Annotated in this window: 21 protein-coding genes; 8 read left to right on the top strand and 13 right to left on the bottom strand. The window is 62.0% G+C overall.

The window, feature by feature from the left end:
- Window positions 1-100: 100 nt before the first annotated feature.
- Genes NKJ88_RS26840 through NKJ88_RS26815 form a run of 6 tightly spaced genes read right to left on the bottom strand, consistent with a single transcriptional unit; the run spans window position 101 to window position 4,918 of the window.
- Window positions 101-1,282 carry an arabinose transporter gene (locus NKJ88_RS26840; RefSeq protein ID WP_352446219.1) on the bottom strand — a complete coding sequence of 394 codons (1,182 nt, stop codon included), beginning with the start codon at window positions 1,280-1,282 and terminating at the stop codon, window positions 101-103.
- Window positions 1,283-1,311: 29 nt separating this feature from the next.
- Entirely contained in the window at window positions 1,312-1,746 is a 435-nt protein-coding gene (locus NKJ88_RS26835) for a lipocalin-like domain-containing protein (protein WP_023835108.1), read from the bottom strand.
- A gap of 57 nt (window positions 1,747-1,803) precedes the next feature.
- Complete coding sequence (locus NKJ88_RS26830) at window positions 1,804-2,820, bottom strand: zinc-dependent alcohol dehydrogenase family protein (RefSeq protein ID WP_023835109.1); 1,017 nt, start codon at window positions 2,818-2,820, stop codon at window positions 1,804-1,806.
- A gap of 25 nt (window positions 2,821-2,845) precedes the next feature.
- A complete protein-coding gene (locus NKJ88_RS26825; RefSeq protein WP_023682960.1) occupies window positions 2,846-3,241 on the bottom strand; it encodes a (R)-mandelonitrile lyase in 396 nt (131 codons plus the stop codon).
- 19 nt (window positions 3,242-3,260) lie between these two features.
- The gene (locus tag NKJ88_RS26820) at window positions 3,261-3,731 is read right to left on the bottom strand and encodes a cyclophilin-like fold protein (RefSeq protein WP_352446216.1); all 471 of its coding nucleotides are present in this window, start codon (window positions 3,729-3,731) and stop codon (window positions 3,261-3,263) included.
- Window positions 3,728-4,918 carry an MFS transporter gene (locus NKJ88_RS26815; RefSeq protein WP_352446214.1) on the bottom strand — a complete coding sequence of 397 codons (1,191 nt, stop codon included), beginning with the start codon at window positions 4,916-4,918 and terminating at the stop codon, window positions 3,728-3,730. Before NKJ88_RS26815 ends, NKJ88_RS26820 begins: the two co-directional genes overlap by 4 nt.
- Before the next feature lie 149 nt (window positions 4,919-5,067).
- Between NKJ88_RS26815 and NKJ88_RS26810 the strand changes: the two genes are divergently transcribed.
- Window positions 5,068-5,961, top strand: coding sequence for a LysR family transcriptional regulator (locus NKJ88_RS26810; RefSeq protein WP_352446213.1), 894 nt, complete (start codon window positions 5,068-5,070; stop codon window positions 5,959-5,961).
- A gap of 509 nt (window positions 5,962-6,470) precedes the next feature.
- Here NKJ88_RS26810 and NKJ88_RS26805 read toward each other — a convergent pair.
- Together NKJ88_RS26805 and NKJ88_RS26800 are read right to left on the bottom strand one after the other, a co-directional pair.
- Window positions 6,471-7,403 (bottom strand): hypothetical protein, encoded by a 933-nt coding sequence (locus tag NKJ88_RS26805; protein WP_352446211.1) that lies wholly within the window; start codon window positions 7,401-7,403, stop codon window positions 6,471-6,473.
- A gap of 33 nt (window positions 7,404-7,436) precedes the next feature.
- Window positions 7,437-8,150, bottom strand: a complete 714-nt coding sequence (locus NKJ88_RS26800; RefSeq protein WP_352446209.1) for a dCTP deaminase domain-containing protein — start codon at window positions 8,148-8,150, stop codon at window positions 7,437-7,439.
- 134 nt (window positions 8,151-8,284) lie between these two features.
- Between NKJ88_RS26800 and NKJ88_RS26795 the strand changes: the two genes are divergently transcribed.
- Entirely contained in the window at window positions 8,285-9,514 is a 1,230-nt protein-coding gene (locus NKJ88_RS26795; protein ID WP_352446207.1) for a nucleoside triphosphate pyrophosphohydrolase family protein, read from the top strand.
- On the top strand, window positions 9,511-10,191 hold the full coding sequence (locus NKJ88_RS26790; protein ID WP_352446205.1) for a uracil-DNA glycosylase: 681 nt from the start codon (window positions 9,511-9,513) through the stop codon (window positions 10,189-10,191). The genes NKJ88_RS26795 and NKJ88_RS26790 overlap by 4 nt, the downstream gene beginning before the upstream one ends.
- Before the next feature lies 1 nt (window position 10,192).
- On the opposite strand, the gene NKJ88_RS26785 is transcribed toward NKJ88_RS26790, so the two are convergent.
- Genes NKJ88_RS26785 through NKJ88_RS26765 form a run of 5 tightly spaced genes read right to left on the bottom strand, consistent with a single transcriptional unit; the run spans window position 10,193 to window position 13,361 of the window.
- Entirely contained in the window at window positions 10,193-10,981 is a 789-nt protein-coding gene (locus NKJ88_RS26785) for a thymidylate synthase family protein (protein ID WP_352446203.1), read from the bottom strand.
- Window positions 10,953-11,636, bottom strand: coding sequence for a C1 family peptidase (locus NKJ88_RS26780; protein WP_352446201.1), 684 nt, complete (start codon window positions 11,634-11,636; stop codon window positions 10,953-10,955). Before NKJ88_RS26780 ends, NKJ88_RS26785 begins: the two co-directional genes overlap by 29 nt.
- Window positions 11,633-12,652, bottom strand: coding sequence for an ImmA/IrrE family metallo-endopeptidase (locus tag NKJ88_RS26775; protein ID WP_352446199.1), 1,020 nt, complete (start codon window positions 12,650-12,652; stop codon window positions 11,633-11,635). Before NKJ88_RS26775 ends, NKJ88_RS26780 begins: the two co-directional genes overlap by 4 nt.
- Complete coding sequence (locus NKJ88_RS26770) at window positions 12,652-13,020, bottom strand: helix-turn-helix domain-containing protein (RefSeq protein ID WP_352446197.1); 369 nt, start codon at window positions 13,018-13,020, stop codon at window positions 12,652-12,654. Before NKJ88_RS26770 ends, NKJ88_RS26775 begins: the two co-directional genes overlap by 1 nt.
- On the bottom strand, window positions 13,017-13,361 hold the full coding sequence (locus NKJ88_RS26765) for a hypothetical protein (RefSeq protein ID WP_352446196.1): 345 nt from the start codon (window positions 13,359-13,361) through the stop codon (window positions 13,017-13,019). Before NKJ88_RS26765 ends, NKJ88_RS26770 begins: the two co-directional genes overlap by 4 nt.
- 114 nt (window positions 13,362-13,475) lie before the next feature.
- Between NKJ88_RS26765 and acpS the strand changes: the two genes are divergently transcribed.
- The 5 genes from acpS (at window position 13,476) to NKJ88_RS26740 (ending at window position 18,625) form a co-directional block, all read left to right on the top strand.
- On the top strand, window positions 13,476-13,877 hold the full coding sequence (gene acpS, locus NKJ88_RS26760) for a holo-ACP synthase (protein WP_352446194.1): 402 nt from the start codon (window positions 13,476-13,478) through the stop codon (window positions 13,875-13,877).
- 201 nt (window positions 13,878-14,078) lie between these two features.
- On the top strand, window positions 14,079-15,134 hold the full coding sequence (locus tag NKJ88_RS26755) for a LacI family DNA-binding transcriptional regulator (protein ID WP_352446193.1): 1,056 nt from the start codon (window positions 14,079-14,081) through the stop codon (window positions 15,132-15,134).
- Between the two features lie 69 nt (window positions 15,135-15,203).
- A complete protein-coding gene (locus tag NKJ88_RS26750; protein WP_023715223.1) occupies window positions 15,204-16,442 on the top strand; it encodes an ABC transporter substrate-binding protein in 1,239 nt (412 codons plus the stop codon).
- Between the two features lie 405 nt (window positions 16,443-16,847).
- Window positions 16,848-17,768, top strand: coding sequence for a carbohydrate ABC transporter permease (locus NKJ88_RS26745; protein WP_352446191.1), 921 nt, complete (start codon window positions 16,848-16,850; stop codon window positions 17,766-17,768).
- Entirely contained in the window at window positions 17,768-18,625 is an 858-nt protein-coding gene (locus NKJ88_RS26740; protein ID WP_023826127.1) for a carbohydrate ABC transporter permease, read from the top strand. Before NKJ88_RS26745 ends, NKJ88_RS26740 begins: the two co-directional genes overlap by 1 nt.
- Window positions 18,626-18,651 lie beyond the last annotated feature (26 nt).

Here is an 18,651-nt window from a genome sequence, read left to right as displayed (position 1 = left end):
GCCGGCCGCTCGCTGCACCTTGCGGGGGAGGGTTCAGCCTCCGTGGCAACCCGGAAAGAGACTATGAGCGAACCTCATGCGGACGGCGCCGGCGAGCTGTCTACGATGGGGCGTTACGGCGACCCAGCAGCAGAGCGATGCCCAACGCCGGAAGCGTTGCCGCCGCAACGGCGAAGAAGACGAATTGCAGCCCGGTCGACGCGGCGACCAAGCCGAGCGCCGGACTGCCGAAGCCGAGCGCCACGTCGAGGAAGACGGTGTAGAGTCCCATTGCCAGGCCGCGGCTGCGCGACGGAAGACGGCCTACGGCCTCGGCGCCGAGGCCGGGATAGACCAGCGAGTAGCCGAGGCCAGTCAGACCCGCTCCGATCGCGGCGACAACAGGCCCGGTCGCAAGCCAGATCAGCATCAGCCCTGCCGCCTCGACCGCGACGAAGATCACAGCGACGCGTGCGCCCCCAAGCCTGTCGGGCAGGTGGCCGAAGCACAGCCTTGCCACGGTCAGCGACGCGGCATAGGCCGTGAAGGGAAGCCATACCGGCTGCCAGCTCCGCTCGGCGAAGAGCAGGGCGCCGAAGCCCAGAATAGCACCATAGCCGAGGCTGCTGAAAGCAGCTCCGACGCCAGGAAGCCAGACCGCTTTCGCCACGCTCCTCCATGACTGCGGCGCGCTGCTCGCGACGGCGCTGGTGCCGCGCATCGGCAGGATGGCAAGCAGCGTCGCCAGCGGCAGGATGATCGTCGCGAGTGCGATCGCGGTGAAACCGCTCGCTGCATAAAGCGCAGATCCGGCCGGCGCCCCTAGCGCGAGCGCCGCAAACATCGCCGTGCCCACCCAGGCTATGACTTTTCCGGAGTTCTGTCCGCCCGCAACGGAGAGGCCCCAGGCGACGCCGCCGGTTATGATGAAGCTCTCGGACGCGCCCAGTACCGCCCGTCCGGCGAACAGCGCCGATGCGGACGCTACCGGCCGGTCGAGCAATGCCAGCGAGCCGAGGTAAAATAACCCGGCAAGGGCAGCGGCAATGAGGCCGACGACGACGGCGCGCTTGCCGCCGCGTCCATCGGCATAGTTTCCAGCCCCGATGCGCGACAGCATCGAGGCGACGAACTGGCTGCCCGTCACCAGCCCGACTGCGAAGGGGCCGAAGCCGAGCTGCTGGTGAAGATGCAGCGGCAGGACGGGTAGCGCCAGTCCGATCAGCAGGAAGCCGGCGAAGACAGCCGCCATGATTGGCACCAGTTCCGCGATGACGCCATTTCGGTCTGACATCCGCGCCATTTTGGCCTTCGGTAACCCAACTGTTCGGATCAGTAGCGTTCGTAGGTTACGCGCCAGCCTTCGGCCGGGTTGTCCGGCGTGAGGACCAGTTCGTTGTCCGAGACCTCGAATTTGCGTTTCATGCTCTTCCCGACAAGGTTGCGGACCAGGGAGGACTCGATGGTGATGACGAAGGTCTTGTCCTGGTCGTTGATGGCGACCGGCCCGTAATAGGCTTCGTAGCCATTCGCCGTGTAAGGCGTGTCCGGCGCCTTGGGGTCGGGGTTCTGCGCCTGCACCGAGAGGGTGCCGGCCTCGGTGAAGATGACCTGGCCGGAATAGGGCACGGGCTTCAGGTTTCCCTCTGCCCCGGCCTCGAGCGAAATCATCCGCCATGCGCCGATGATCGCGGACTCTTGCGAGAAAGCCGGCGTGGCGACCGAAAGCGCAAGAGCAAGGGCGGCAATCTTCAATCTCATCGTCATATGTCGTTGTTCCTTTTCTGAGTTGTGGGAGCGCACAGACCGTCCGCCCGATCTTGCTCACACCGAAAGCATGACCTTGATGGCGCGACGCTCGTCCATGGCGCGATAGCCTTCAGCGACCTCGGCCAACGGCAGCTTGAGGTCGAAGACCTTGCCGGGCTTGATCCGACCTTGCAGCACACGGTCCATCAGGTCGGGCAGGAAGCGGCGCACCGGCGCCGGGCCGCCCAGCATGCGTTTCTGGCCGAAGAATAGTTTTTGGCCGTCGAAGTTCACGCCATGCGGCACGCCGACATAGCCGATGGTGCCGCCGGGGCGGGAGCAGGCCAGCGCCTGGTCGAAGGATTCTCCCGTGCCGACGCATTCCAGCACGGAGTCCGCGCCGACGCCCTTGGTGAGTTCCTTGATGCGGGCCACGCCTTCCTCGCCGCGCTCGGCGACGATGTCGGTGGCGCCGAACTCGCGGGCGAGCTTTTGGCGGCTGGCGTGCCGGCTCATGGCGATGATGCGCTCGGCGCCCATCTCCTTGGCCGCAAGCACGCCCATCAGGCCGACCGCACCGTCGCCGACCACCACCACCGTCGATCCTTCGCGGACCTCGGCTGCGTCGGCCGCATACCAGCCGGTGCCGAGCACATCGGACACAGCCAGCAGGTCTGGGATGAGGTCGGCCGGCGGGACCTCGGTGGTGGCGACCAGTGTGCCATCGGCCAGGGGTACGCGAGCGTAAGGCGCCTGCGCGCCCGACATGAACTCGCGCTGCACGCAAGACGACTGGAAGCCGAAGCGGCAATGCGGGCAGGTATTGTCGGAGAGGCAGAATGACCCCACGACGAACTGGCCGGGGCGGACCGTGCGCACCTCTGCGCCGACCTCGACGACGATGCCGCAATATTCGTGGCCCATATGCATCGGCCCGGCGACCGGCTGCAGCCCGCGATAGGGCCACAGGTCCGAGCCGCAGATGCAGCTTGCCGACAGCTTGATGATGGCGTCCGTCGGCCGCATGATTTTCGGATCGGCGATTTCCTCGCAGCGTATGTCGCCCGGTTTGTGAAGAACGGTTGCAAGCATGTTGGTTCCTTCCGAGGGGAGAAGATCAGCCGCCGTAGTCGGCGTCGCTGACATGTTCCAGCCAGTCCACGACCTTGCCGTCCTTGACCTCCTGGAGGGCGATGTGGGTCATGGCGGTCCGAGGCGACGCGCCGTGCCAGTGCTTTTCGCCGGGAGCGAACCAGACGACATCGCCCGGATGGATTTCCTCGACCGGGCCACCTTCGCGCTGCACGCGACCGAGGCCGGAGACGACGATCAGCGTCTGGCCGAGCGGATGCGTGTGCCAGGCGGTGCGGGCGCCGGGCTCGAAGGTCACCTGTGCGCCTTGAACCCGCTCGGCGTCGAAGGGATTGAAGAGCGGATCGATCCGCACCGTTCCGGTGAACCAGTCAGGCGGTCCCTTGCCGGAAGGCCTGGTGCCGGCGCGAAGAATGTCCATGGTGATCTCCTTTGCGTCCTCAAATGCGTTCGATGCGAAGCGGGAATTTGCCGCGAATGTGCAGGGCCTGCTCGCCCTCGTCGAAGCGGCCAAGCCTGATCAGCCCCGGATGGCGGTAGTCGGCGTAGAACATGGCCAGGTTGCCCCACGGCATGAAATAGCACAGGTCATAGGGCTGCTCGTCGGCGAACGGACCGCTTCCCTCCTCGGTCAGCTTGCGCGGCAGATAGGCGATCTTCTCGTTATGGGCGTAGTCCTCGATTTCGAGGTCGAGCGGCAGCATGGAGAAGAAGTCGTGCGCCGACGGATTGTCGTAGAGCGTGGCGGTCATGGTGCGGCCGTTGAAAACCATCCTGATCTTCATGTCGGTGGGCTCCTGGCTGACGGGAGATTGGCCTTCCTGGCCGGCGGCTGTGCGAGGCAGGGCCGCCGCCGCGAGCGCGGCGCCGAGCAATGTCCGGCGACTGAGCGGCGCATGTTCGATCGTCATGGCAAAGACCTCCGGGCCATATGCGCTGCGGCAAGGGCGGCGAGCGCCGATCCGCAGAGCAGCACCGCGCCCAGGGTGAACGGTCCCCACCAGCCGACCGTATCGAACAGCGTGCCGCCGATCGCGGCGCCGCCGGTGATGGCGAGCTGGATGACGGCTACCTGCAACCCGCCGCCGGCCTCCGCGTCGTTCGGCAATGTTCGGCTGAGCCACGTGCCCCAACCAACCGGCGCGGCCATGCCGAAGAAGCCCCAGGCAACGAGCAGCAGCGCTGTGGGACCCGGGAGTGCACCGAAGGCGATGAGCGCGGCGGCCAGCGCAGCCATGACCAGCGGGATGACGGTGAGGATGCTGAACAGACGCGTGCGCAAAAGCCGGCCGACGCACCATGTGCCGAGCACCCCGGCCAGCCCCATCGCCAGCAAGACCGCCGAGAGGGCGGCGATGTCGAGCCGCGTGACGTTCTCGAGGAAGGGCCGCAGATAGGTGAAGAGCGCGAAGTGGCCCATGAACAGCATCATGATCGACGCCATGCCGGTGGCGACGGGAAGACGGCCGAGCAGCGTCAGCGGATTGCCGGCACGCTTCCGCCGGCGCGGCGGCAGCGGCGGCAGGCTTGTCCACTGCCAGGCCAGCGCCAGGAGACCAAACGGCACGACGAGGAAGAAAGCGCCGCGCCAGCCGACATAGGCGCCGAGAAAACTGCCCAGCGGCGCGGCGATGGTGGCCGCAATGGCATTGCCGGCGTTCAGCATGGCGAGACCCTTCGGAACCATGTCTTGCGGCACGAGGCGCATGACGATCGCGGTCGACATCGACCAGAACCCGCCGATCGCGATGCCGAGCAGCGCCCGGCCGACCATGAGCAACGCGTAGTTCGGCGCGAAGGTGACAGCCAGACCGGACACGATGAGGAGGAGGGTGAAGCCGGTCACGACCAGTCGGCGGTCGATGTGGCGCGTGAGGCCGGCGACCAGCAGGCTGGTCACGACGGCGAAAGCGCCCGAAATCGAGATCGCCTGTCCCGCGCGGCCCTCGGTGATGCCGAGATCGGCCGCTAGCGGCGACAGCAGGCTGACCGGCATGAATTCCGATGCGATGAGCACGAAAACACACAGCGCCATCGACAACACCGCGCCCCATGCGGCGCGGTTTTCAACAAGCCTTGTGTCGTACGTGGTTTCCATGATTGGCATCCTGGCAAAGCGACCGGACGGGTCAGCCCGCAAATTCCCGTCGCTGCCAGAAGGTATTGCAGGGGAACCCATTTAAGTAGACTAAGCAATCCGCATGGACTTATCTGCTCATGATATGAATGTCCGACGGGAGGTGCCCTATGCAGCGCGATGGCATGAAGGATCTGCTCTGGTTCGTGGCGGTCGCCCGGGAGCGCAGTTTCACCAGGGCGGCGGCAAAGCTCGGAACCTCGCAGTCGACCCTGAGTTCGACAATCAAGGAGCTTGAAGCTCGCCTTGGCGTCCGCCTGCTGACGCGTACGACGCGGAGCGTCTCTCCGACCGAGGCCGGCGAGCGACTTTTCCAATCTCTCGTTCCCCGCTTCGAGGAAATCGAATCCGACCTCGCAAGCCTGGTGGCGTTTCGCGACAAGCCCTCCGGAACGGTCCGCATCACCCTGTCCGACCATGCGCTCCAGACGACCGTCTGGCCGAAGCTCCAGCCCTTGCTCAACGACAATCCTGACGTGCGCGTCGAGCTCTACAGCGACAACGGCATGAAGAACATTGTGGAGGAGCGCTTCGACGCAGGCGTGCGGCTTGGTGAGAGCATCGACAGGGATATGATCGCAGTGCGCATCGGGCCGGATTGGAGGCTCGTGGCCGTGGCTTCGCCGGACTACTTTTCCCGCCATCCGGCTCCGACCGCGCCCCAGGACCTGGTCGATCACGATTGCATCAATATGCGGCAGGCGACGTTCGGCGGACTGTACGCCTGGGAATTCGCCAGGGATGGCCGCGACCTCCGTGTGCGGGTGGAAGGCCAACTTACCTTCAATTCGTCCATTCCCATGATCGAGGCTGCGACAAGCGGCTTCGGCATCGCCTACGTCCCGGAAAACCTCGTCAGCCACCACATCGCCAAGGGACGCCTCAGGCTCGTGCTTGACGACTGGAGCCCGCCTTTTGCCGGCTATCACCTCTACTATCCGAGCAGGCGACAGCTCTCCCCTGCGATGGCGGTGATCATCGACGCGCTCCGCCATCGCATCTGACCGCAGGGACTGTTTGGATTGAAGCTGACATTGGCAAATGGCAGGTTCTACCTGGGCATCGCCCGGCTGTTCATGCCGCCGCTGCAACAGGCACTGCGCCGCCGCTGCGATTTTGTTGGTGGAAGGCTTCCAAAAAAGGAAGAACCCGGAATCCCGACTGGGAAGCTTATGCCACCCGATCTTTTCGCCGGTTTTTCCGAACTGTTGAATTTTGTTTCTGGAGTGTGTCTGGGGGGCTTGGCCGGCCCTTGTTCACCCTTGCGGAGGGAATGCTGCAGCGCGCCCTACATGAGCGAGCCTCATGCAGACGGCGCCAGCGAGGCTGCCTACGGCGCTGCCGATTTTCTATCGCTGGCGCCGACCTTCGCGCTGATGGTACTGCTGACCTGTATTTTCAGGGGCGAGGCAACCATGAGGTGCATGGGGCGGACAGGGCGCTTTGGCCGCTGGATGATCTGCGGTTTTCGTGGGCATTCCTCTGGTTTCCAAGGCCGCCAGATGGAACAGCACTATTGCAGGCCCAAGAGCGCTTTGAGCGCACTCCATGCGGCCGCTGCCGCTTCGCCAATTGGCGCATCAGCGAACTTAGCCGCGAGATAGGTGACGGTGCCGACAAGGGCCGCCTTCACTGTTGCCAACGATAGCCATTTACTGCCAAGCAATCTTCGGCCGGCCTCTAGTTCCGCAATACGCCGCTCCTGATCCTCAGGGTCCGCTTCACGGTAGACGTTGCTCTCGCGCACGACGACAATCAGTTGATCTACTGCGGCCACAGCTGTCAGGTAGGCAGCTGAGTTGTGATCTAGGCCGACAATCCTGTCTGAGGCCGGCGCGAGGCCGCGTGTCCCGGCTTCCAGATTTTCGATGTGTTCGTAGCTCAACACGCCAGCCATGAGCATTGCTCGGCTATCATCGAGACCTGCAACTGCCTTCAAGACTCCGCCAGTATCAACCTCGAATCTGTGTGCGAATTCAATCGTCCGATCCTCTTCCCCCTCAACGCATCCAATGACGATCCGTTGACCCAGAAAATCGATTTCAATCTGGCCGATACCATTGTCGTCGAAGGTCTGGTCTCGTTTGAAAGACAGCAGCGGTTCGCCCAAATAGTCTCGAGAAACTGTCAGCGCGCGCGCATATCCAGTTGCGCTCAAACGCGCCGATGGTCCCTGCTGGCCGGGTTCGGCAGGATCTCGGTCCGTTGCCATCATGCCAGCCGCCGTGAGTCGTTGCACGGCTGCATCGACGTCACCCTCGCTGCAACGCCAACCTTCGAAGCGAGCTATCCGGCGAACGTTTCCAGTAAACTCAGCACGACGCGTCGTCAGAGGACTTAACTCCTCATCTGATGCCATCTGCTCGCGTTTCGCCAAGGCAATCAGGATCAGATTCTCCAACTCTTTCTTGGTTGGCTTGCGGTTCTTCAACTCTGCTGATTTCAATCCTATTCTCTCCCAATTGCCCAGATCGAACCGTCAGATAAATGATAGCCAAGCGGCTCGCATTGCCACGCCGACTAAAGCCACCAAAAGGGTGCTGGCAATCCCAAGTCCGAGCAGCACCCGATTCTGCGCTTTGTCCACCGCGTGTATTCGATTGCTGAGGTCGGTGTTCTTGTCATTTACTTTTTTGATCTCCTCACGCACTCGCCTATCCAGCGCATATATTGAATCCACTACACCGGTAATGTTGTTGATCATGGCCGGCGGAATGCCATCGGGCCCGGGCTTCGATTTGCGCTTTTTTGAAGGCGCATCGAGGTCGGCAATCCAGAGTAGGAACAGCGGCAGCCCCCGCTGGAGGTGCACCGGCGCAGGTCCCACGTTAAACACGGCGAAAATAAGCGGCCCAGACCAACCCGGGTCGACATGAAACCCGGATACGTTGACCAGCCCTTTGAGTTTGTACGTCGCTTTGATGGAGATGAAGCCCATAGCCTCGATTGGGATCGTTATGGTTTCTTCCGTCAACAAAAATGCGAATTGCCCTGGCGGGATGGCAAATGGCTCATCTACATCGAGCAGTTGCTTGGTGTGGGAGGCGGGAGCCGCTTGCTCGAGCCCAGGGGTGATATAGATCTCCCTTCCGACCCGCAGCGTAACGGCGTTGCAGTCAACCAGATCCTTGTTCGAACCATCTACAAGCCTGCCAAGTTTCGCCTCAAGTGTCTGACTGCTCCAGAATGTCATGTCGCCCCCCTGTATGTATCACTATGCTCTATACTTACGCCAAAGCAGCCGTTTTCACGACACCGTAGATTCGTTGAAATCCTGCTCCCCAAAACTCCGGAAAAATTGCATTATGTTCCGCGGGGAGAATCGGTATGAGCGTGGCTGATGGAACTGAACTGATGCGATCGCAGGCGTCGCTTTTCGATGATGCCGAAGCACCGGTTGGCCTCGACGAGTATCAGCAATTCACCATCCGCACCGATCGCAACGCTCATCCGGGTACGGAGGGTCTCGGCTTCGTCCTGCTGGGCTTGTTCGGGGAGGTAGGCAGTCTGCTCAGTGCACTCAAGAAGAAACAACGCGACAAGGACGCGTTCGTCGCCTACCACGATGCCGTGATTGAAGAACTTGGCGACGCGCTCTGGTACTTCGCAAACGCCGCACTCCGCGCAGGTCTGTCGCTATCAACTCTTGCCCAACACGCGTCTGCAACGCTAGAGAAATGGGACTATCATGGCTTGGCACGAGCGGTGACTTTCGCAGACCTTCAACAAAGCCATTCCCTCTTTGCTGGCCCCATCGCCAGCGATATTGTTGAACAGCGCCTGCTTGCGCTCGCAGGAAAAGCCGGCCGGCTACTCGAAGATTGGAGCAGTGGGCGGATCGCAGCCAACCGCGATGTTCTCTCGGCTGACCTGGTCGAGATATTCCGGGCATTGCTTATCGCCGCCGACGATGCCGAAGTCAGCTTGGACGAAGCGGTCAGGCGCAACGTCGTCAAAACGCTAGGTCGTTGGCCCGACCGCCTTGACTGGGGACCGCTCTTTGACGCTGACTTCCCCTCCGACGAGCAGCTTCCTCGGCATATGACGATGGTCTTCACGGAGCGTACGGTGGCTGGCAGATCTTATGTCGTCCAGCAGCTCAATGGGGTGAACATTGGCAGTCGCCTCACCGACAACCGGCACGAGCCCGACGACTACCGCTTCCATGACGTCTTTCATCTGGCCTTTGCTGCGATCCTGGGTTGGTCGCCAACGCTCCGTGCGTTACTGAGCATTAAGCGCAAAAGTCGACCTGAGATCGACGAGAACGAGGACGGTGCCCGCGCCGGGATTATCGAGGAGGGCATCTCCACCTGGATATTCAACCATGGGGTCCGTAATGCTGATTTTCGCAACGTTGCGACACTCGACTATGGGCTTCTTAAAGCAGTCCACGAACTCGTCAGAGGCTATGAAGTTGAGGCGCGACCACTTTGGCAATGGGAACGCGCCATCTTAGAAGGGTTCCGTATTTTTAGGGATTTGCGTCATCATCGAGGCGGCGCTGTAACGATCGACCTTGAGCGCCGGACGATTGACTTCGAGGTGCCTCAGTGAAACGCACGAGCAAACAGGTCGACATGTTTGTCAATCGCGTGGCGGAACTCTCATTCGACTCCACCTTCAATCCCTACGCCGAAGCTTGTGCCGAGCATGATGGTGCTGACGCACCCGCAATACGGCGACGGAACCTCTCGCTCGTACTCGACGCCGCAATCTCGCACGGGGTCGATTCTCTCTGGATTGCCCGCGACCTCGGCTACCGTGGCGGGCGTCGAACAGGGCTCGCTTTGACTGATGAAGTGCACCTCGGCGCCCATGCAAGCCTATTCGGAACGCCGCCACTGACGCGAGCGACAAGGGGACCGGCGGTCGCCGAGCGTACAGCCACGATCATCTGGCAGGTCTTGAAGCACCTCGATCAACCTATCTTTCTTTGGAACGTGTTCCCACTTCATCCACACGAACGCGGTGACCCCATGTCTAACAGGTGCCACACTCGTTCCGAGCGACAAGCGTGCAGACCACTGCTCATGCGGCTGCTCGATATGCTCCAACCCAAAACGATCGTCGCGATCGGTCGCGACGCTCAGATCGCACTTGCCGATCTTGGTGTTGATGCCAACAAGGTCCGTCATCCGAGCTATGGCGGCCAGGCTGAATTCATCGCCGGCACTTGCGACCTGTACGGTCTTCCGGCACGTTCGGTTCTGAAAGAGCCTCTGCTTCTATGAATCAGGCAGCTTGGACCTTTGGCGGGGCAGCTTGGATCGTTTCGCACTGCGCATAGAGGGCTTTGATCTGATCTTGCGTGGCGCCAGCAGTGTCGATTTGAGCGTGCGTCGACAGGATTGAAAGCGGGCCAAGCTCAACCTTAGTTTCGTCCGCTACGAACGCCATAAGCCGTCCCAGCCCTATGAGGTTACCGAGAAGCTTCTCGGTATAGAAGTGGTTGCGATAGACAGCTGAGAGCAGAAGGCGATTATTTTCGTCCAGTTTGAAACTCAAATGGCTAAGACATTGCCTGCCGATCGGCGATCCAATGCGGTCCTTCATTGGATTGTAAATTGGTAGCTCGTAGACATTTCGATAGGTGCGGTTCCCCGCCAGATTTCGCTTCATATCGGCGATAAGGTCGGCGAGGAGGTTCTCCGGCTTTCCGCCGGTAGGGTATGCCATCATGCGCTCGAAATAGCGCCCCCAATCGCGCGACGAGCGTTTGAGCCGAGGGAAGATTTTTTTTATATAGATATCGTAAAAGGCTGGCGAACCATGCGCCTCATATGTCGCCTGTGGGAAGATCGTGTTGGCAACTGTCCTCACGAGAAAACCATTTTCCGTGTGAACCGAAAGAAAGATGTCAACAGCTTCGATCATGGCGGCGTCTTGCACCGACAATGCAACCGGGTCTTCCACATCGACGACGATATGATGACCTTCGTGTCCCGGCAGTGCATACACGGCTTTGGACGCAGCCAGCCAAGCGCTGGCGCAGCTAGGCTGCGAGATTCTGGGCAGGAACATGAATTTCCTCCGTCAAAAGGGCGACGCGGGTGAGCCGCGGTGCGATGAAAGTCTCGGGGAGCCAAGCATGGCCAACCAGACCCCAATCGGTCCCCCAACTGTTTCGAACGAGAATGGCGCGTCCACCGTCTATCCTGCCATGACCAACGGCGATGACGGCGTGCCGCCGCGCGGGATCGGCAGCCTCGCCAATGGGAGCACGAACAATGCCAAAGGCATCTGGCGAATAGAATGCATCGGACAGCATCATCAGCATCACCGCCGGGCTACCGGCATCGATATGCGCAATGATCTCGTTGACGCCGTCAAGTTGAGGTTCTCCATTTCTGCGGAATACCAGCACTTTGTCAGGCGGGCCGTAGCCGTCGAGATTGGCCGGCAGGGTCGCGAGGTATGGCCAATCACTTTCGACCGGCTGCCCGTCCTCCTTCAAGGCAGCAAGTATGTCGGTCAGGCGAGCGCCAACCGTTGGCGGACGGCCCGCACGCCGTTGTGCATGGTAAAAAGCAAATTCGCACGACAGCGCAGTCCAAGGATCGCGCAACGCAGCGTGAGTATCGCTAGCGGCGAAGGCTAGACAGGTGGGGCGCGCACCCTGATCGCGCACTGGGCCGAAACGAGGCCTGAGATCAGACACCACGTCGATCGCCATCATGCGGCCTCAAGCGCCTGACGATGTTGCTGGCGCTGGTCCTTGTACCAACCCTGTTGCTCAGCACCGGTGAGACTATATTGGACCGCGAACGTATTGAGAGTAACGGTCGGCTGCCATGGCCTGCGCTCGGCAAGCCGCAACTCGCCGGTACGACGATCGCGCGCCATGGCGGTAATCAGCCGCATCGTCGGGCCGCCAATGCCTTCGACATCGGAGTCCTCGCGCCCGTCAGCGACGACCGCTAGGGCTTCCCCGTCGATTGACTCGATTTGCCAGAGATAGCCCGCGCCACTATGCTCGGCGAGCTTGACGACGAACAGGTCTTTCGGCCCGCCATGAAGACGCACGTCCGCGTCGCGCTCGGTTACCAACCACACATCGACATCGCGAAAATTCTCCGGCGCATAGCTACGCAGGAGAGCCTGCTTAACCTTCTTCAGTTCGAGGTCTGCCATCAGACGCGCGGTTGTACGGCTGAACACCTCATAGCGGTGCAACGTCCAGACGGTTGCGGCATAGCTTGTGCCGACTCTAAGTGCCAATTGATAGACCAGCGCGGGATCATGAAGATGGGCATCGGTCCAGTCCTGACGCTCACAATGCCAATCAAGCAACCAGCGTGGCAGAAGAAACGCTGCAGCAAAGGCTTCGGCTTCCACTTCATGAAGGCTATCGCCGGTGCGCGCCTGAAAGGGTGCCCGACCCAGAATGCTTTCGTCGTCAAGGCTTGGCGTGTGCCCAAGATAATGGTGCCCAAGCTCGTGGGCCGCAGTAAAGCGCTGCTGACTAAGCGGACGTTCCGTCGTTACTAGAACGCCTGGCGTGGGCTCGCGATAGTAAGCGCCGAGCAGACCGTCCAACTTCGTGAATACAAGGGGCACACCGAGTCGCGTGATCGTGTCATAGACGTCGACACGGCCAATGCCACGCACGACCTTGGCTTGGATCCCAAGGTCGCGGTGAAGGCGCGTGGCTTCGAGCGCCGCCCTTCTGATCGCGCTGGCGTAGTCAGCCATCACTTCGCCCCTGGCGTCGCGCGCGTCTTAAGGAACTCCGCGAAGCGACCTAGTTCCTCGCGATCCTTAACCGATAGCTTTGCAGCCTGACGGGCGAGAAGCGCTACGTCTGCGGGTAGTGACGCAGACGCTTCCTCTTCGCCGGTGAAATGGCCAACCGGCTGACGATACAGCTCCGCAAGGCGTTTCAACTCGAGCGCCTCAACCTTGCGCTGGCCACTCTCGATGTTGGTGATCGCTGTGCGAGGCACCTTGAGGAAGGTCGCCACTTCATCTTGTGAAAAGCCAACATATTCCCGAGCTTGACGCAGTTGCTCGCCAAGACTGCGCCGTTCGGCATCATCGTTGGAAAGATTGGGGATCGTCATGCTTTGCCTCCTGCGTGATGCTTGTTCCACTTCGTTTCGATCCGGCCGACGACATGGTTCACTGCGGCTTCGATGGAGCCATAGCCCCCTGCCTTGACCACGCATTCCGTCACTTTAAAGGGTAGGATGTCGTCTAAATTCGAAAGGAGCTCCACAACGGTGAGGGAGTCGATCTCAACAGCCAGGACGACAACCTCCGTGTCCGCCTTTGGTAAGGCCTGTCCTTTGCGCCGGAAGCGCGATCGGACCGCACGCAAGAGCTCTTCCTGCATTACCGCAGCGATGGCGGTGCCCGGATAAGCCGGCACCGTCTTCGCAATAGGAACTGTCGTTACATCCATGATCGACTCCTGGAACTGACGAGTACGCATATAGCATGGCAATGTCCGAAAATCAAACATTTGTTGTCCGTTTTGTATTTTTGCGGTATGTGTCAGCCTTGACGGGAGTGGCGGATGATCATTGGCATTGGAACGGACTGCTGCGACGTGGAGAGGATCGCAGGTGCAATCGAGCGGCGCGGTGATCGTTTCCTAACCCGCTTGTTTACCGATGCCGAGCGAAAAGCAGGGGCAAAACGACCTGAGCCCGCACCTTATTTTGCCAGACGCTTTGCGGCTAAGGAGGCGTGCGTCAAGGCGCTCGGATCGGGGATTACCGAGCACCTCGGCTGGCATCAAGTCGAAGTTCTGAACGGACCCAAAGGCCAGCCAATCTTGCGATTGACTGGCAACGCGCTGCGGCGACTCAATAAGCTGATACCGAAAGGGCACGAACCGGTCTTGCACTTATCTCTCGCTGATGATCCTCCAATGGCACTCGCGTTCGTGATTCTTGAAGCCAGGCCTAAGGTATGACTTTCGCAAGCCCGCATCGTGCCGGTGATTGCCATCATTCCCGCATCTGATGGATACCCCTTGCCATCCCGAAATTCTAATCCTAGTCTTCTCTGAGAAAACGTTTTCTCAAACCTCGCAACATCCGCATCCACCCACCTCGACACGCCGCAGCTCAGTAAGAGAAAACCTTTTCCCAAACCGAGGACCGACACCCCAACAATGGCTTCCACCTCGCCACCACCCGCCAAGACCCCCGTCACCCTGCGTGAAGTCGCGGCGATGGCTGGTGTCAGTGTGGCCACGGCCTCCAAGGCGCTGAACGGGCAGGGGCGGATGACGGCCGAGACGCGGCAGCGCATTCGCGAGACGGCGCAGCGGCTCGGCTTTCGCCCCAACAGCCTGGCGCAGAGCCTGCTGCGGCGGCGCTCCTTTACCGTCGGGCTGTTGACCAACGATACCTATGGCCGCTTTTCGCTGCCGGTCATGTCCGGCATTTCCGACGCGCTGGTCGATGCCGGCGTGTCGGTGTTCATGTGCAATGTCGAGGACGATCCGCGGCTGGCGCAGCTGCATGTCGAGGCGATGCTGGACAAGCGCATCGACGGCATCATCGCCAGCGGCAAGCGCATCGACCGCCATTTGCCGGTCGACCTCGCCAATCTCGGCGTGCCCGTCATCTACGCCTTCAGCCAGCCCGATCCCGATGCCATCGCCTTCGTCTCCGACGATGCCGGCGGCGCGCGGCTGGCGGTCGAGCATTTTTGCCGCCTCGGGCGGCGGCGCATCGCCCATGTCAGCGGTCCCGCCAGTTTTGCCGTGGTGAATGAGCGGGCACAGGCTTTTCGCGATGTGCTGGCCGCGCACGGCCTGCCGGTGACCGAGCCCTTGCTCGGCTCGTGGTCGGAAGCCTGGGGGCATGAAGCCGTCGGAAAGCTGTTCGACGGCCCAATGCTCTTCAACAAGAAGGGGGAGAAACCCGACGCCGTGTTCTGCGGCAACGACCAGATCGCGCGCGGCGTCATCGATGCGCTGCGCGAGCGCGGCTTAGGCGTGCCCGGCGATGTCGGCGTCATCGGCTTCGACAATTGGGAGATCGTGGCCGAGGCGACCCGCCCGCCGCTGACCTCGGTCGACATGAACCTGGCAGCGCTCGGCCGCGAGGCCGGCCTCACACTGCTTTCGCTCGTCGGCGGCCAACCCGCCGCGCCGGGCATTCGAAAACTGCCGTGCCGGCTGGTGGTGCGTCAGTCATGCGGCCGTCCATTGGGCGGCTAGGAGAACGCGCGGCGCCATCTAAGGGAGCGCCGCAACAGGGAGGAGGAGAAAACCATGAGGAGGAAAACCATGAAGACCATGATTACCGGGTTCGCGCTCGCCGCGAGCATCATTGCCTTGCCTGCAATGGCCGCCGACACCGCCAACATCTGGGTTCGCGCCGACGGCTCGAACTTCATGCCGCGCATCGTCGATGCCTTCAACAAGGGTCATGAGAACCAGGTCAAGCTGGACATCATTCCCAATGCCGAGATCATCCCGAAATATGGCGCCGCCGCCGCCGGCGGCACGGCGCCCGACGCGCTGTCGCTCGACCTGATCTATACGCCGTCCTTTGCCGCCGCCGGCCAGCTCGAAGACATCACCGACTGGGCGAAATCGCTGCCCTATTTCGCCAGCCTGTCGCCGGCGCACGTCAAGACCGGCACCTACAAGGACCACATTTACGGGCTGCCGTTCTCGGCCGACGCCTCGGTGCTGATCTGGAATAAGAAACTGTTCAAGCAGGCGGGGCTCGATCCCGACAAGGGGCCGGCCAACTGGGCCGAGATCGAGGCCGATGCCGAAAAGGTCAACGCGCTTGGCGGCGACATCAAGGGCTTCTACTTCTCCGGCAATTGCGGCGGCTGCAACATCTTCACCTTCACGCCGCTGATCTGGGCCTCGGGCGGCGACATCCTCTCCGAGGACGGCTCGAAGGCGACGCTCGACAGCCCGCAGCTGCGCGGCGCCATCGACCTCTACCGCTCGATGGTCAAGAAGGACCTGGTGCCGGCCGGCGCGCAGACCGACACCGGCGCCAATTTCTTTGCCGCCTTCGCCACCGGCAATATCGGCATTTCGCCGTCCGGCGCCTTCGCCATCGGCGCGCTCAACACGCAATATCCGGATATCGACTATGGCGTCACCTTCCTGCCGGGCAAGGACAGCGGCTGGTCTTCGTTTGCCGGCGGCGACAATTTCGTCGTCACCAAGGGCACCAAGAAGCTCGCCGTGGTGAAGGAGTTTCTCGACTTCGCCTATTCGCTCGAAGGCCAGACCATCCTGGCCAAATACGGCAGCCTGCCGGTGCGCGGCGACATCGCCAAGGAGGCGCTGAAAGATCTCGATCCGCGCTACCAGATCGCCGCCGAAGCCATGGCCAAGGGCCGCACGCCCTATTCCGTGGTGTTCAACGACCTGATCAACTCGGCCAACGGTCCGTGGACGCAGATGATCAACGAGGTCGTCTTCGGCGACGACGTCGATGGCGCCATCGCCAATGCACAGGAGACCATGCAGTCGATCATCGACCAGGCGCAGAAATAAGGACTGGCCGGCGGCGAGGGCGCATGACGCCCCTGCCGTCGCAGGTCCTGATCCGGCCGCCCGATCCGTCTCCCTGGACGGGCGGCCGGCGCTCCTTACCCTCCCCCTTGTGGGGAGGGTCGCTGCGAAGCAGCGGGGTGGGGGAGGTGTGTCCCACCGCCCTACGAGATCCAACGGAAGAGCAGGCATGACCCCTGGCATTCGCAATCATGGCACCGACGCCCTACCTCCCCCTTGTGGGGAGGTCGGACCGGTTCGGATGGGGGGGCGGCGCGGGCGGGGGGGGGGGGGCGGGCCCGGGCCGGGGGCCGCCCGCCCCGCCCCGCGGGCCCGCCGCGGACGGCGCCCCCCCCCCCCCCCCACCCCGCTGCTGCGCAGCGACCCTCCCCACAAGGGGGAGGGTAAATGACCGCCATCACCACCACCCCGCCACGCGCCAGAAAACTGGTCGGTGCCGGCCGCCGGCAGTGGATCGGCCTGCTCTATGTCGCGCCGGCAGTGGCACTGGTCGTCGTCTTCTTCATCATCCCGCTCGGCATGACCGCGTGGATGTCGCTGCACAACTGGCCGCTGATGGGCGAGCATTTTTATATCGGCTTCGACAATTACCGGGCGATCCTGCGCGACAACCGTTTCTGGAACGCGCTGAGCTTCACCGCCTACTACACCGTGATCGTCACCATCGTGATCTTCGCCGTCGCCTTTCCGCTGGCGCTGTTCATCGAAAAGCCCAGGCGGCTGACCGGCTTTTACCGGACATCCTTCTTCATGCCGGCGGTCGTCGGTTTCGCTTCCGCCAGCCTGCTCTGGTCGTGGCTGCTCAATGTCGATTCCGGCCTGTTCAGCCCGGCCGCCTACGACCTCGGCCTGACCGGGAAAAAGTTCAACCTTCTGGCGACCTTCCAGCCGGCCTTCTGGTCGATCATCGCCATGGTCGTCTGGAAGGTGGCGGGCTTCACCATGATCATCCTGATGACCGGCCTGCAGTCGATCCCGACCGATCTGCAGGAAGCCGCGATGATCGACGGGGCAGGGCCGTTCGCGCGCTTTCGCGCCATCACCCTGCCGCTGATGCGCCGCACGCTGGCGCTGGCGCTGATCCTGTCGATCGCCGGTTCGATCCTCGCCTTCGACCAGTTCTACATCATCCTGCGCGGCGGCCCGCGCAACCAGACGCTGACCGCCGTCTACTGGATTTTCAACCAGTCCTTCGTCTCGTTCAAGCTCGGCTATGGCGCGGCGCTGTCGATGATCCTGCTGGCCATACTGGTGGCGCTCAGCCTGGTTCAGCTGTGGCTGCTGCGCAAGCCGGAGGGCATCGACTGATGGCGCAGGCAAGAAGCCGCAGCAGCCGCCTCTGGCTCAGGATCGCCGAGCATTCGACCGGCATGATCGCCTCAGTGCTGTTCATCGCGCCGATCGTCTGGGCCGTGCTGTCGACCTTCAAGCCGGCGCAGGAGGCGCGCCAGCCGCCGCTGCCGCCATGGCCGACGACCGGCTTCTCGATCGAAAACTACCGCACGCTCGACACCTTTGGCGACGGCCTCTGGCTGCCGGCGCAAAACAGCCTCTATGTCGCCTCGATGACGGTGATCCTGTCGGTCATCGTCAGCGTGCTGGCCGGCTATGGCTTTTCGCGCTTCCGCTTTCCCATGAAGGATGTGCTCTTCATTGTCATCCTGTCGACGATCATGATCCCGTTCCAGTCGATCCTGACGCCGATCTTCCTGGTGCTGACCAAGGTCGGCCTGCACAACACGCTGACCGGGCTGGTCCTGGTCTACACCACGCTGCAATTGCCGTTCTCGATCTTCATGATGCGCAACGCCTTCGACGCGGTGCCGCGCGAGATCGAGGAGGCCGCGCGCATGGACGGCGCCAACAACGTCACCATGCTGCTGAAGGTGATGCTGCCGCTGGTCTGGCCCGGCATCGTCACCATCGCGCTGTTCGCCTTCCTCGGCGCCTGGAACGAATTCCTGGCCGCACTCGTGCTGATGACCGACCAGTCCAAATTCACGCTGCCGATCATGATGACGGCGCTTCAGTCGGGCCGCTTCGGCGCCATCGACTGGGGCGCGGTGCAGGCGGGCGTCACCGTGATGATGGTGCCGTGCCTGGTGCTCTTCCTCTTGCTGCAGCGCTTCTACATCCGCGGCCTGATGGCCGGCGCGGTGAAATGACCCGCCGTGAAATGACCACTATCCAA

This window comes from Mesorhizobium sp. M0016 (genome assembly GCF_040324035.1).
In the GTDB taxonomy this organism is placed as follows: Bacteria; Pseudomonadota; Alphaproteobacteria; order Rhizobiales; family Rhizobiaceae; genus Mesorhizobium.
The sequence above is the reverse complement of the archived record's forward strand: the minus strand, read 5'-3'. Positions and strand labels throughout refer to the sequence as shown.